Annotated in this window: 13 protein-coding genes and 1 pseudogene; 12 read left to right on the top strand and 2 right to left on the bottom strand. The window is 35.8% G+C overall.

Annotation, left to right across the window (positions count from 1 at the left end; translation table 11 throughout):
• Nucleotides 1-18: 18 nt before the first annotated feature.
• Nucleotides 19-525, bottom strand: coding sequence for a Cys-tRNA(Pro) deacylase (gene ybaK, locus H628_RS0105970; protein WP_027825639.1), 507 nt, complete (start codon nt 523-525; stop codon nt 19-21).
• A gap of 65 nt (nt 526-590) precedes the next feature.
• Here ybaK and prmA point away from each other — a divergent pair, with 65 nt between their 5' ends.
• The 10 genes and pseudogenes from prmA to H628_RS0105920 all read left to right on the top strand — a co-directional run bounded on the left by prmA (nt 591) and on the right by H628_RS0105920 (nt 11870).
• Entirely contained in the window at nt 591-1535 is a 945-nt protein-coding gene (prmA, locus tag H628_RS0105965) for a 50S ribosomal protein L11 methyltransferase (protein WP_027825638.1), read from the top strand.
• 24 nt (nt 1536-1559) lie between these two features.
• Complete coding sequence (locus H628_RS0105960; RefSeq protein ID WP_034538352.1) at nt 1560-1934, top strand: hypothetical protein; 375 nt, start codon at nt 1560-1562, stop codon at nt 1932-1934.
• 24 nt (nt 1935-1958) lie between these two features.
• Nucleotides 1959-4196, top strand: coding sequence for a RelA/SpoT family protein (locus H628_RS0105955; protein ID WP_027825636.1), 2238 nt, complete (start codon nt 1959-1961; stop codon nt 4194-4196).
• Entirely contained in the window at nt 4196-4636 is a 441-nt protein-coding gene (gene dtd, locus H628_RS0105950) for a D-aminoacyl-tRNA deacylase (protein ID WP_027825635.1), read from the top strand. Before H628_RS0105955 ends, dtd begins: the two co-directional genes overlap by 1 nt.
• Nucleotides 4637-4902: 266 nt before the next feature.
• Entirely contained in the window at nt 4903-6183 is a 1281-nt protein-coding gene (gene hisS, locus H628_RS0105945; RefSeq protein WP_027825634.1) for a histidine--tRNA ligase, read from the top strand.
• Between the two features lie 17 nt (nt 6184-6200).
• Entirely contained in the window at nt 6201-8033 is a 1833-nt protein-coding gene (gene aspS, locus H628_RS0105940; RefSeq protein ID WP_034538349.1) for an aspartate--tRNA ligase, read from the top strand.
• 249 nt (nt 8034-8282) lie between these two features.
• Nucleotides 8283-9862: pseudogene (locus H628_RS07380) on the top strand (ATP-binding cassette domain-containing protein).
• Between the two features lie 81 nt (nt 9863-9943).
• The gene (msrB, locus tag H628_RS0105930) at nt 9944-10384 is read left to right on the top strand and encodes a peptide-methionine (R)-S-oxide reductase MsrB (RefSeq protein WP_027825632.1); all 441 of its coding nucleotides are present in this window, start codon (nt 9944-9946) and stop codon (nt 10382-10384) included.
• Nucleotides 10384-10914, top strand: coding sequence for a peptide-methionine (S)-S-oxide reductase MsrA (gene msrA, locus H628_RS0105925; RefSeq protein WP_027825631.1), 531 nt, complete (start codon nt 10384-10386; stop codon nt 10912-10914). The genes msrB and msrA overlap by 1 nt, the downstream gene beginning before the upstream one ends.
• Before the next feature lie 77 nt (nt 10915-10991).
• Nucleotides 10992-11870: a YitT family protein gene (locus H628_RS0105920; protein WP_027825630.1), complete on the top strand. Its 879-nt coding sequence runs from the start codon at nt 10992-10994 to the stop codon at nt 11868-11870.
• Nucleotides 11871-11917: 47 nt separating this feature from the next.
• On the opposite strand, the gene H628_RS0105915 is transcribed toward H628_RS0105920, so the two are convergent.
• Nucleotides 11918-12742 (bottom strand): pyruvate, water dikinase regulatory protein, encoded by an 825-nt coding sequence (locus tag H628_RS0105915; RefSeq protein ID WP_027825629.1) that lies wholly within the window; start codon nt 12740-12742, stop codon nt 11918-11920.
• A 143-nt stretch (nt 12743-12885) separates the two neighbouring features.
• Between H628_RS0105915 and rpsU the strand changes: the two genes are divergently transcribed.
• Entirely contained in the window at nt 12886-13062 is a 177-nt protein-coding gene (gene rpsU, locus H628_RS0105910) for a 30S ribosomal protein S21 (protein ID WP_002880182.1), read from the top strand.
• A gap of 68 nt (nt 13063-13130) precedes the next feature.
• Nucleotides 13131-13592 carry a GatB/YqeY domain-containing protein gene (locus tag H628_RS0105905; protein WP_027825628.1) on the top strand — a complete coding sequence of 154 codons (462 nt, stop codon included), beginning with the start codon at nt 13131-13133 and terminating at the stop codon, nt 13590-13592.
• The last annotated feature ends 3 nt before the right edge of the window (nt 13593-13595 follow it).

Genomic DNA, 13595 nt, shown 5'->3' with positions numbered 1-13595 from the left:
ATTATTTAAGTTGAAATTTTATTTTTCTAATAAGTCACCAAAAGTGCCTTCAACCACTTTTTGTAAATCCAGTGGATTAAGTTGTACGCTACGACCAACTTTACCAGATGAAACAATGATTTTTTCTTCGTTTTTCATGCTGTCATCTAAGAAAATAGGGTAGTGGTCGTTGAAGTGGATACCGATTGGAGTGTTAGCGCCGTGGACATAGCCAGTAGTCTTTTCTAACTTCTTGAGTGGCAGCATTTCACACTTCTTATTACCTGAAACTTTAGCTAGCTTTTTAAGGTCTAAATGTTCAGTAATTGGTAAAACTGCCACCAATGGACCTGTCTTATTACCATCACAAGCCAGGGTCTTGTAGACCAGACGCTGATCTTGGTCTAAAATAGAAGTATCCATTTGAAAAACACCATGTTCTTCATGGGTTTCGAATTCTTTTTGTTCATATGGAATTTTTTCTCGATCGAGAATCTTTTCAACTAACGTTTTTTCGAGTTTATCTTTTTTACGCTTTTTTGACATTTTAATCACCTCTACCATCATATCATGGACCAGTTAAGTGTCAAAAATAGAATGGAGTTTATTTAATGAAATTATTGCTGATAAAAATTGAAACTAGTCATGAAGTTGAAGATGCTTTAACTTATTTTAGTCAAGAAGAGCTTAAATGTTTGGGAGTCGAAGCCAGAAAGCGTAGCGACTTTGAACAAGCTGGCTGGCAAAAGGATTCAACTGTGGTAGATTTTGACGATATTAAGGATTTACCTGAAGATATGCAATTCATTGCTTACTTTGACCAAGAAAGAGATAGTGATGAACTTAAAAAAGCTTTTGCAGCTAAATTAGATGAACTTGCAGGTTATGGTTTACAAGTTGGAGAAAAAGAAATTAGTTCAGACTATATCCAAGATGAAGACTGGAATAAGGTTTGGCAAAAATATTATCATGTTTTGAATTTTTCACGACACCTGGCAATTGTCCCTGAATGGGAAAAATACACACCTAAGTTTCCAGACCAAAAAATTATTACCCTTGATCCAGGTTTAGCCTTTGGTACTGGTGGTCATACAACTACTCAGCTTGTGATGATGGCAATGGAACGTGCAATGGTTAGCCCAGAATCAGTTTTAGATGTTGGTACTGGTAGTGGGATTTTGGCAATTGCTGCGGCCAAGTTAGGTGCTAAAAAGGTATTAGCAACTGATATTTCAGATGAATCAGTTACTGCTGCAAATGAAAATATCAAGTTAAACCATTTAGACAATATTACTGTTCGTAAGGCCAACTTGTTAAAAGATGTTGATGGTAAGTTTGATTTAATTGTAGCTAATATTTTAGCAGAAATTTTGTTAGACTTAATTCCAGATTTAGCAGCGCATCTTGCAGAAAATGGCCAGGTAATTTTCTCAGGAATTGACTACTTACAAGCGGATAAGGTCAGAGAAAGTCTAAATCAACATGGTTTTGAAGTGAAAATGACAATGCAAGAAGGACGCTGGGTCTGCTTATTGATTGAACCTAAAAAAGACTAGATAATTTCGGAGATGGAAATCATTTTGAAAAATAAATTTAAATTTCTTAACAAAGTTTTGGAAAATAAAGTAATCAAGAAAATGAATAGCTACAACTTTATGCCAGTTATTTGGTGGACTTTATTAGTAGTGGTTTTGGCATATGGTTCAAGCTTGCTTAAAGTAAAAGTGGTTTGGCGTGTGGGTTTAGTTTTCTTAATCTTAAACAATATTTGCGCTTATCAAATTGGCAAGGTGATAAATGAACGAAAACTTAAAGCTTGGTGGTTAGTTTTATTACCAATCGTGTTTGTTTTAGTTGTATTATCGCACTATGCAAAGTATAATCTTATTTTAATAGTTACTTATTTTGTTTTTGAAATGTTTGGCTTAATGAATAAGGACTTTTATCGCAAATAAATCAATCTGGAGTAGGTGAATTTTATGTCAAAATATATTGAAATGACACATGAAGAGGTCATTGCAAAATGCAAGGAATATATGAATCCTGAGCAGTTGGCATTTGTAGAAAAAGCGTTTAACTATGCTAATAAAGCTCATGAAGGACAAAAACGAGCAAGTGGGCAACCTTATATTATTCACCCAACTCAAGTTGCTGGTACTTTAGCTAATTTAGGGCTGGATCCTGATACGGTAGCTGCCGGATTTTTACATGATACGGTAGAAGATACTTCAGTGACTAATGATGATATCAAGCGTGAATTTGGCGAAGATGTTGCTTTTATCGTAGAAGGGGTTACTAAGCTCAACAAGTATGAATATAATTCTCACGAAGAATTTTTAGCTGAAAATCACCGTAAGATGTTAATTGCCATGGCTAAAGATCTGCGTGTGATTATGGTTAAGCTAGCCGATCGTTTGCACAATATGCATACTTTAGGTCACTTGCGCCCTGATAAGCAAAGAAGAATTGCTTCAGAAACGATGGATATCTTTGCACCGCTTGCTGATCGCCTGGGTATTGGGACTATTAAGTGGGAACTTGAAGATATGAGTTTGCACTATCTCAATCCTGATGCTTATTACAATATCGTTCATTTGATGGATTCTAAGCGGAGTGAACGCGAAGGTTATATTGCAGATGCAATTAAGACCTTGAAGACTACACTAGATTCTTTACATATTAAGTATGAAATTTATGGTCGTCCAAAGCATATTTATTCAATATACAAAAAAATGGTTAATAAGCACAAGGACTTCAGTGAAATCTTTGATCTTTTAGCTGTTCGTGTAATTGTCAAAAATGTGCGTGATTGTTATGCAGTTTTAGGTGCTGTTCACACTAAGTGGAAGCCGATGCCAGGTAGATTTAAGGATTATATTGCTGTACCTAAGGCCAATGGCTATCAATCACTACATACGACCATTATTGGCCCTGGTGGTAAACCACTAGAAATTCAAATTCGAACTGAAAAGATGCATGAAGTCGCTGAATATGGGGTTGCTGCTCACTGGGCCTACAAAAAAGGTGATACTAGTGCAGTTGAAGCAACAAGTGCAGGTCGAAAGCTAGACATGTTCCGGGAAATTCTCGAGCTTCAAGATGAAACTAAAGACGCCGATGAATTTATGAAATCTGTTAAATCAGATATTTTTTCTGATTCGGTTTATGTCTTTACACCAAAAGGCGATGTCTATGAGTTAGCAAAAGGCTCTGTACCACTTGATTTTGCTTATGCAATCCATACACAAGTTGGTAGCCATGCAGTAGGAGCTAAAGTTAATGACAAGTTAGTCCCACTTGATTATCGCCTTAAAAATGGGGATGTCGTTTCTATCTTAACCCAGTCAAATGCTGAACCATCACCTGACTGGATTCATATTGTTAAAACGTCTCGTGCTAAAAACAAAATTCGCCGTTTCCTTAAAGAACAACGTAAAGATGAAAATATTGAAAAAGGTCGTAATGATGTTGCTAACTTATTAAGAGAACGCGGGTTAAATACCAAGGAATACCTTGATAAAGAACATATCCAAAAATTACTTGAACAATTAAATTATCATTCAGAAGATGAGATGTTTTCACTTATTGGCTATGGAGAAGTATCAGCTACTGGTATTGTTAACCGCTTAACTGAGGACCTTAGAAAAGAAGCGGAGAGCAAAAAGCAAAAAGAGCTAGAAGAAAAGATTCTAAGTGCTGGTCAAAAAGTCACTAAAGAAACTAAGAATATTACCACTAATCGTGCTGTTATGCATGTCAAGCATAACAATGGTGTTGTTATTCAAGGCGTTAGTGACTTGATGCTTCATTTGGCTAAATGTTGTAATCCAGTTCCTGGGGATGAAATTATTGGCTACGTGACTAAGGGAAGAGGAGTTACAATTCACCGGACTGATTGCCGCAACGTAACTGATGAAGCAGCTAAAGAAGGCCGTTTAATCGATGTTGACTGGGAAAATGTTGGCGAACGCACTGAAAGCTTCAATGCTAATATTGAAATTTTCGGATATAATCGTTCTAGTTTACTCAGTGATGTGATTAATAAGTTAAATAGTTTGACTAAAAATATTAAAAATATTTCAGGGAAAGTCAATGAAGAAAACATTGCCCATATTTATGTGACAATTACAGTTAAAGACTCAAATCAATTAAGTGAAGCTTTAAGTCGCTTAAAAGATATTCCAGATGTATATTCAACTAAGAGGTCAGATAATTAATGCGAGTAGTAATTCAAAGAGTAAATCATGCACAAGTAGCAATTGATAATGAAATTGTTGGTAAAATTCAGAAAGGATTTTTACTTTTAGTTGGTATTGGACAAGACGATAATGAAGAAATAGTTGCTAAAGCAGCTCAAAAAATTGCAAAAATGCGAATTTTTGAGGACGAAGAGGGAAAAACAAATTTAAGTCTAGCAGATGTTAAAGGTCAAATTTTAAGCGTTAGTCAATTTACCTTGCTTGCCGATACCAAAAAGGGTAATCGACCAAGCTTTGTAAAGGCAATGCGTCCCCCAAAGGCTGATGAATTGTGGCAAGAATTTAATCATCAGTTAGAAAATCTTGGTTTTCACGTTGAAACCGGGCATTTTGGAGCTGATATGAAGGTTGAACTTGAAAATGATGGCCCTTTCACCATTGTTTTAGATCTTGATTAGTATTGACTTTATGCGCAGAAAAAAGTAAGCTATAAAAGAATTATCAATGACGAAGAATTGAAGATTGAAACTTATTTTCAGAGAGTGTCCGTTTTGGTGCAAGGACATAGAGTAGCAATCTGTGACCCCTTTAGCAGATAATGGTTCGTGTGGCGAGCGTTAATCGTAGCAAGCAAAAGGTGGTACCGTGCTATTTGAGCGCCCTTGGATTTATTTCCAGGCGCTCTTTTTATTTATCAAATTTAATTATAAAAAGGGTGTAGTTAATGAAGGTACAAAAGCCAAAAGGTACAGTTGATATTTTGCCTGACGTTTCAGGTAATTGGGAAAAAGTTGAACAAATTGCACGTGACTTTTTCAAACAAGCAAACTATCGTGAAATTAGAACTCCTAGCTTTGAAAGCTACGAAGTCTTCTCACGTTCATCTGGTGAAACTAGTGACGTGGTTGAAAAAGAAATGTACGACTTTAACGACAAGGGTGGTCGTCACATTGCCTTACGTCCTGAAGGAACTGCTGGTGTAGTTCGTTCATACGTTGAAAACAAAATGTATGGTCCTGATGTGGTTAAGCCATTTAATGTTTACTACATTGAATCAATGTTTAGATATGAACGTCCACAAGCTGGTCGTCAACGTGAATTCCACCAAATTGGTTGCGAAAGCTTTGGTTCAAACAATCCATTAGCTGATATTGAAACAATCATGATGGGGAATGACTTATTAAATAAGCTTGGTGTAAAGAATTTTGAACTTCACATTAACTCATTAGGTAATGAAGCAGTTCGTAAGGCCTACCACGATGCCTTGATTAATTACTTTACTCCAGTTAAAGATCAATTATCAGAAGATTCTCAAAGAAGATTGATGAAGAATCCATTGAGAATTCTTGATTCAAAAGAAGAACAAGATAAGCAATTCTTGCCAGATGCACCAAGAATCGTCGATTACTTAGATGATGAATCAAAGGCTAACTTTAAGTTCATTACCGATGCTTTAGATAAGCTTGGAATTAAGTACGTTTTAGATGATGACTTAGTTCGTGGGCTTGACTACTACACTGGCGTTATTTTTGAATTTATGGTAGCTGATACAGATTTATGGGCTTCACCAACAACTGTTTTAGGTGGTGGTAGATACAACCACTTAGTTGAAGAATTCGGTGGTCCAGAAACACCAGCTGTTGGTTTTGGAATTGGTGAAGAACGCTTGATGCTTGTTCTTGAAAAGCAAAATCCAGAATTATTTGCGGATAGTGGAATTGACTTCTTTATCACTAATATCGGTGAAGGCACAGCTTTAAAGAGTGTTGAACTTGCTCGTAAGTTACGTGCACAAGGTCAAAGAGTTCAATATGACGTTGACCAAAAGAAGCTTAAGAACCAATTCAAGAAGGCTGATCGTGTTCATGCTGAATTTGTTATCACTTTAGGTGAAAAAGAACTTGCCGAAGGAAATGTTTCAATCAAGCGTTTAGCCGACGGCAAGCAAATCAAGCTTAGCTGGGATGAAATGAATAATATTAGCGAAGCTATGAAAAATTTTTAGGGAGATAAATACTAACGATGGACAAGAGAACTGATTATTGTGGTAATATTACCAGCCAATATTTAGATCAAGAAGTAACTTTGTACGGCTGGGTACAAAGAGTTCGTAACTTGGGTAACTTAATCTTTATCGATTTACGTGACCGAGAAGGTATCGTTCAAGTTGTGGTTAACCATGAATCTGGTAAAGATTTAATGGATAAAGCTGACAGCTTAGGTAATGAATACGTTATCGAAGTTAAGGGTAAGGTTGTTAAGAGAAGCAGTGTTAACCCAGAAATGAAGACTGGTGAAGTTGAAGTTGATGCAACTACAATTACTGTTTTAAATGAAGCAAAGAACCCTCCATTTGAAATCAAGGATGACTTAAACGCTAACGAACAAACTAAGCTTAAGTACCGTTACCTTGACTTACGTCGTTCAACTTTACAAAGAGCTTTAATTACTCGTTCAAAGATTACTACTGCTGTGCACGAATTCTTTGATAGTGAAGGCTTCATTGATATTGAAACTCCTGACTTAGGTAAGTCAACTCCAGAAGGTGCACGTGACTACTTAGTTCCATCACGTGTTTACCCAGGTAGTTTTTACGCATTACCACAATCACCTCAATTGTTTAAGCAATTATTAATGGGTGCTGGCTTTGATAAATACTACCAAATCGCTCGTTGTTTCCGTGACGAAGACTTACGTGGTGACCGTCAACCAGAATTTACTCAAATCGATATGGAAACTTCATTCCTTGATGAAAAGGGTGTTCAAGACATTACTGAACGTCTTTTACAAAAGGTTATGCACGATGTTAAAGGCGTAGATATCAAGTTGCCACTTCCAAGAATTACTTGGAACGATGCTATGAACTACTATGGTAGTGACAAACCAGATATGCGTTTTGATATGAAGATTCAAGACTTAAATGAAGTCTTCAAAGATTCTGACTTTAAGGTCTTCTCAGGGGCTATTGCTGATGGCGGCTTTGTTAAGGCAATCGCTGTTGAAGGCGGAGCAAAGGCATACAGCCGTAAGAAGATTGAAGAAAAGCAAGAATACATCAAGCGTTTCCACGCTAAGGGCTTGGCTTGGGCTAAGTTTGAAGATGGTGAATTCTCAGGTCCAGTTAGCCGCTTTATTACTGACAGTGAAGCTGAACAACTTAAGAAGATTTATAACTTGAAGGGTGGAGAATTATTACTCTTCGTTGCTGACAAGTGGAAGGTATGTTGTGATGCTTTAGGTTACTTAAGACGTTCAATTGCAATTGAACTTAACATGGTATCTAAGGATGATTACCACTTTGAATGGGTTGTTGATTGGCCATTATTTGAATATGATGAAGGTGATGACCAATGGATTGCAGCTCACCACCCATTCACTATGCCAGATGATGACGGTATTAAGCTTCTTGAAACTGAACCTCACAAAGCTCACGCAAGAAGTTACGACATTATCTTAAACGGTTACGAACTTGGTGGTGGTTCAATCCGTATCCACAAGAAGGATATCCAACTTAAGATGCTTAAGGCTCTTGGCTTTACTAAGGAAAAGGCCTATGAACAATTTGGCTTCTTACTTGATGCTTTAGACATGGGATTCCCACCACATGCAGGTTTAGCAATTGGTCTTGATAGATTCGCAATGCTCTTAACTGGTAAGGATAACATTCGTGACGTTATTGCCTTCCCTAAGACTGCAAGTGCAAGTGAACCAATGATGAAAGCTCCATCTCCGGTTTCAGATGAACAAATGGCTGAACTTGGTATTGAAGTTACTGCTTCTGCAAGAAGTGTTCGTGACGATAACCAAAAGGAACTTGAAAAAGAAGCTGAAGCTGACATCAAGGATCATGAGTAATTAAGAAAATAGTCTAGTTCAAAATAGAACTAGGCTATTTTTTATGTCTTTTTGAAAATGTTTAGAATTGAGTTCAAACTTTTAGAAAAAATACCTAAAGTTTAAAGTTGAGTTCAAACTTTTGGTGAAATATCGAAAAATTTGAAATTGAGTTCAAACTTTTTTAGAATCAAGCTATTTTCTTTGTATGAATAGAATTTGAGATAGTAAAATTTAAGTAGGGATGCATGTAAAAAAAGGGGGGGTAGTATGAATACTTCATTGAAATATGCACCAAAATGGAAGTTGTTTCTATATATATTCTTAGCAATTATTAGTTCTTTAGGTAATGTTGTTATAGCTTACGTAACAAAGATTATGTTAAATTCAGCTCAAAATCATCAAGGATCAGTACAATTACTTGTTGTGACAGCTACAATTGGTTCACTTACATTAATTGCAATTATGTTTATCAACTTCGGATTTCGGTATTTAAAAAACGATATTATCCAAGATATCAATCTGAATTTAAAGAAGCATATTGTGACTTATTTGATTTATAATCAAAAAGATTCTCAAAAAGATGGTATGAGTTTGCTGACGAATGACATGAAGCAAGTGGAAACTGCGAAAATTCAAAATGAATTATTAGTTATTTATCAAGGGATAACTTTTATCATTGCTGTTTCTGTTGGTTTAATCAATTCTTGGCTTTTGACTTTGATTTTCATGGTTACCACCTTAATTCCAGGCTTCATTCAGAAGTTCTTTACTAAGAATATTCAAGAAAAATCAAAAATCTGGGAAGATAATAATGCTATTTACACACAAAAGGTAAGCGATGGTTTAAACGGTGCTAAAACTGTTGCTCTTTATGATGTACAACCAGTTTTAATTAGGAAAATTATTAATAGTGCGTCCAATATGGAAGTTGCTCTCAAAAAATTTAATTATACGCAAGGAGCAGTAGGTGAACTAATTTTAGCTATTGCTAATGTTTTCAGCTTTATTATTCCATTTTTGATTGGGGCTGTTTTGATGTTCAATAATCAAATTGGCGCTGGCACATTGGTAATGATTATTCAACTTTCAAATGACTTTATCAATCCTGTAGTTGATATTTTTCAAAGGTATAACGCTATTAAATCAACTGATTCTATTTGGAGTAAAGTCAGTGAAGCACTTAACTTTAAGATCGATGACAGTGCAAATGAAGCAACATCAGATTTCAATTCATTGAAAGTATCCAATCTTTCTTATGAAGTGCCAAATAAACAATTGTTTGACAATGTTAATTTTGACGTTAAACCAAGAGATAAGGTCTTGTTAATCGCTCCAAGTGGTTGGGGAAAGACAACTTTACTGAGTATCCTGTTAGGCAGAATTGCACCAAGTTCAGGTAAAGTTGAAATTAATCAAGTAGATGAGACTGGAAAAAGTTACATTCGTACTTTTCATATATTAACCAAAAACCATTTATTTTTGATGATAGCTTAGATTACAACATTACTTTGGGGAGAAAGGTTAGCTCAGAAAAATTAAACTATGTGATTAATCAAGCTGGCTTAAAAGACCTGATTGAAGAAAAAGGCTTAAATTATCAAGTGGGGGAAAAGGGTAATAAGTTATCAGGTGGACAAATTCAGAGAATTGAAATCGCTAGGGCTTTATTAGCTGAAAGACCAATCATTTTAGCTGATGAAGCTACCAGTTCACTTGACCCAGAATTATCTTTAGCAATTCACAAGACAATTTTAGAGCAAAATCGATCTGCTGTAATTGAAGTTGCCCATAAGGTTACTGACGAAGAACGAGCAATGTTTACGAAGATTGTTAAATTCAGCAAATAAAATACCAAAGATCAAGATGAGCAAAATCTTGGTCTTTTTTGTTACTTTTGAGTATCCTACTATATAAAAGGAAGTGTTCTTATGGATTTAAATGAAAAACAAGCTGCATTAAAAAAGCTAAGTAAAGAGCAATATGAAGTTACGCAACATGCTGCGACAGAATATCCATTCTCTGGTAAATATGATGATTTCTTTGAAGAAGGTATCTATGTTGATGTTGTCAGCGGTGAACCACTTTTTTCTAGTCTAGATAAGTATAATTCTGGTTGTGGCTGGCCCGCATTCACCAAGCCAATTGAAAAGGTAGTATACAAACGCGACAGTAGCCACAACATGGAACGAACTGAAGTTAGAAGTAAAGATGCTGATTCTCACTTAGGTCATGTTTTTAATGATGGTCCAATTGATCAAGGTGGTATGCGTTACTGCATTAATTCGGCTGCTTTGCGTTTTATCTCTAAGACTGACTTAGAAAAAGAAGGTTACGGCAAGTATTTAGCTTTATTTGAAGGAGCAAGATAATGGCAGAATATAAGAAAGCAATTTTTGCAGGTGGTTGTTTTTGGTGCATGGTAGCACCATTTGACACTTTACCTGGAGTAAAGAGTGTGATTTCTGGTTATACTGGTGGACATAAAGAAAATCCAACTTATGAAGAAGTATGTAGCCACACAACTGGTCACTTAGAGGCAGTTGAGATTACTTATGATCCAGATAAGATGTCTTATGAAAAGCTCTTATCATATTATTGGCAGGTAGTTGACCCCACTGATGAAATGGGCCAATTCCAAGACCGTGGTGAAACTTATCGTCCAGTAATTTACTACAATGATGAAACTGAAAAAGCTTTAGCTGAAAAGTCTAAGCAAGAATTAGCTGATTCTGGTAAGTTTGATAAGCCAATTGTCGTCGCAATTGAACCTGCGCAAAAATTCTGGCCAGCAGAAGATTATCACCAATACTTCTACCAAAAGAATCCACTTAGATACATGATGGAAGAAGCAGGTGGTAGAGCATCCTTCATTGAAAAGCACTGGTCAAAAAATAATTAATAAATTAAATAATAAGCAAACAAAATCCTTCTAAATTTGGTACACTATTGTTGTTACTAATTTAAGAAGGATTTTTTATGGAATCACTAGAAGGACTTTCACGACGTTATAACTTACTTTCAAAGGTATCAGCTGCCTTTTTATATGCAATTGCAGTTGCAGTTGCACTGAACTTTTTCTGGGAACCTGGACGAATGTATTCGTCAGGAGTAACAGGATTTGCTCAGCTGATTAATACCTTATCAGAGAGATATTTACCGTTTACTTTGACTACTTCAACTCTGTATTTTGCTTTGAATGTGCCATTATTTATTTTGGGCTGGTTTAAGATTGGTAAGAAGTTTACCATTTTTACAATTATTGCAGTATTTCTTGCTTCAATTATGATGCATAATTTACCTGCTCCAGAATGGAAGTTAGATCCGCTTGTTTGTGCTATTTTTGGTGGTGTAATCAACGGTGTTGGTACTGGCTTAGCTTTAAAGAGTGGTATTTCAACTGGTGGGCTAGATATTGTAGGTATCATTTTACGAAAAAAGACAGGCCAAAGTTTTGGATCAATTAATATTGCTATTAATCTTTTGATTGTGATTGCAGCTGGTTTTGTATTTGGCTGGACCAGATCACTTTATACAGCTTTGAATATCTTCATCAATGGTCGCGTAATTGATGCTGTTTATACTCAGCACCGGAAGATGCAAGTTATGATTGTAACTGAACATCCGAAGAAAATTATCGAAGGTATCCAAGCCAAGATGCACCGTGGTATTACGATTATTCACGATGTAGAAGGGGCCTATGGTCATACGGAAAAGACAATTTTATTTACCATTATTGACCGCTATGACATGTATGATATTCATAATATTATTGTTGCCTGCGATCCGTATGCCTTTGTTAGTGTAAGTGAAGTGGCAAAAGTTTATGGCCGCTTTAAGGAGCAAGAACTAGTTTAGATAAATAAAACAAAATCGCACCTCAAAGGAGATGCGATTTTTAATTTTTACATTTCATCTTCAATTCCCAAATGACGTAAAATCAATGCTGCGGTTTCTTCAATTGAACGATGGGCAACATTAACCACATAGCAACCTAACTTAGTAAAGAGCGCCTGAGCAGAAGCTAATTCTTTATTAATTGCGTCCATATTTGAATAAGAAGTTTCAGGATCAAGTCCGTAACTCTTAAGCCGAGCAACTCTAATTTCGTTTAGAACTTGCGGATCATTAGTTAAACCGATAATCTTTTTAGGATCAATTTGATAAATTTCATCAGGAATATGAGTTTCAGGAACTAATGGTAAATTAGCCACTTTTAAATTTTTGTTTGCTAAGAATAAGGAGAGAGGTGTCTTACTGGTTCTAGAAACACCAAGTAAAACAACATCAGCTTCCAAAAAGCCTTTAGGATCTTTACCATCATCATACATTACAGCAAATTCCATGGCGGAAATTCGGTCAAAATAGTTTTTGGTTAATTGGTGGCTAGCACCAATTTCACCCGATGGTTCAAGTCCAGTCATTGCGTGAATATCATCAACTACACTTGAGAAAATGTCAACTGGTTTGGCATTATGTTCACGGGCAAATTTAATTGTAGCTAATTGCAAATCGCTATTAACCAATGTATAACCTATTAACATATTTGGTAATTCAGCAACTTCTTGAAACACCTTTTCAAGTTTATCCATATCAGTAATAAATGGATATCTCCGGTAGTTAATTTCTGCTTCAGGGTATTGAGCAGCTGCTGCTTTCATTAGGTTAAAAGCTGTGTCACCAACACTATCAGAGATAATAATGATATTAACTAATTTACTTTTTTCCATATCTTTTACCTCGCTATTTTTATAGTTCTATTATACTCTCAAATTTTTTCTAAAAGAACTATTGACGTATTGGACTATTTTTAGCTATAATTTATGTATATTGTTATGGCAGTACTGCCAAGAAATGGAAGGAGGGATCTCACATGGCCAAGACTATTGTTCACGAAAACGAGTCAATTGATGATGCTCTTCGTCGTTTTAAGCGTTCCGTTTCTAGAAGTGGTACTTTGCAAGAATACCGTAAACGTGAATTCTACGAAAAACCAAGCGTCCGCAGAAAGTTGAAATCTGAAGCTGCTCGCAAGCGTAGACATTATTAATTAATAGAAGCTCTCGACGAATAGTTTTTGTCGGGAGCTTTTTTGCACGAGAAAGAAGGATATTTAAAATGTCATTAATGGATCAACTCATGGCTGATATGAAGGAAGCTATGAAGGCAAAGGATAAAGAAAGACTAGCTACAATTAGAATGCTTAAGTCAGCTTTAATGTATGCCACTATTAAGGATGAAGGTAAGCTTTCTGATAATGAATTAACTCATGAACAAGAACTTGCTGTTTTGGGTAAGGAAAAGAAGCAACGTGAAGAATCACTTGCTGACTTTAAAAAAGCTGGTCGAGATGATTTAGTCGCTGCCACTGAAAAAGAACTTGCAATTGTTGAAAGTTACATGCCAAAACCATTTACTGAAGAAGAATTAACTAAGTTAGTCGATGAAACTATTGCTGAAGTTGGTGCAAGTAGTAAGGCTGATTTTGGTAAAGTAATGAAGGCAATTGTGCCAAAGATTACTGGCCGTGCCGATGGCAAAGAGGTTTCTAAATTAGTTGGAGCAGCTCTTTCAAAGTAAAGG

The sequence above is a fragment of the Lactobacillus psittaci DSM 15354 genome, from assembly GCF_000425905.1.
Classification (GTDB): Bacteria; Bacillota; Bacilli; order Lactobacillales; family Lactobacillaceae; genus Lactobacillus; species Lactobacillus psittaci.
Note: the sequence above shows the minus strand (reverse complement) of the source record. Positions and strands in the feature narration are given on the sequence as shown.

Bases quoted from the DNA above. Each gene is read 5' to 3' on its own strand.
- msrB (WP_027825632.1), top strand. From the start codon at position 9,944: ATGGATTTAAATGAAAAACAAGCTGCATTAAAAAAGCTAAGTAAAGAG.
- dtd (WP_027825635.1), top strand. From the start codon at position 4,196: ATGCGAGTAGTAATTCAAAGAGTAAATCATGCACAAGTAGCAATTGAT.
- ybaK (WP_027825639.1), bottom strand. From the start codon at position 525: ATGTCAAAAAAGCGTAAAAAAGATAAACTCGAAAAAACGTTAGTTGAA.
- aspS (WP_034538349.1), top strand. From the start codon at position 6,201: ATGGACAAGAGAACTGATTATTGTGGTAATATTACCAGCCAATATTTA.
- prmA (WP_027825638.1), top strand. From the start codon at position 591: ATGAAATTATTGCTGATAAAAATTGAAACTAGTCATGAAGTTGAAGAT.
- H628_RS0105955 (WP_027825636.1), top strand. From the start codon at position 1,959: ATGTCAAAATATATTGAAATGACACATGAAGAGGTCATTGCAAAATGC.
- H628_RS0105920 (WP_027825630.1), top strand. From the start codon at position 10,992: ATGGAATCACTAGAAGGACTTTCACGACGTTATAACTTACTTTCAAAG.
- H628_RS0105915 (WP_027825629.1), bottom strand. From the start codon at position 12,742: ATGGAAAAAAGTAAATTAGTTAATATCATTATTATCTCTGATAGTGTT.
- hisS (WP_027825634.1), top strand. From the start codon at position 4,903: ATGAAGGTACAAAAGCCAAAAGGTACAGTTGATATTTTGCCTGACGTT.
- H628_RS0105905 (WP_027825628.1), top strand. From the start codon at position 13,131: ATGTCATTAATGGATCAACTCATGGCTGATATGAAGGAAGCTATGAAG.
- msrA (WP_027825631.1), top strand. From the start codon at position 10,384: ATGGCAGAATATAAGAAAGCAATTTTTGCAGGTGGTTGTTTTTGGTGC.
- rpsU (WP_002880182.1), top strand. From the start codon at position 12,886: ATGGCCAAGACTATTGTTCACGAAAACGAGTCAATTGATGATGCTCTT.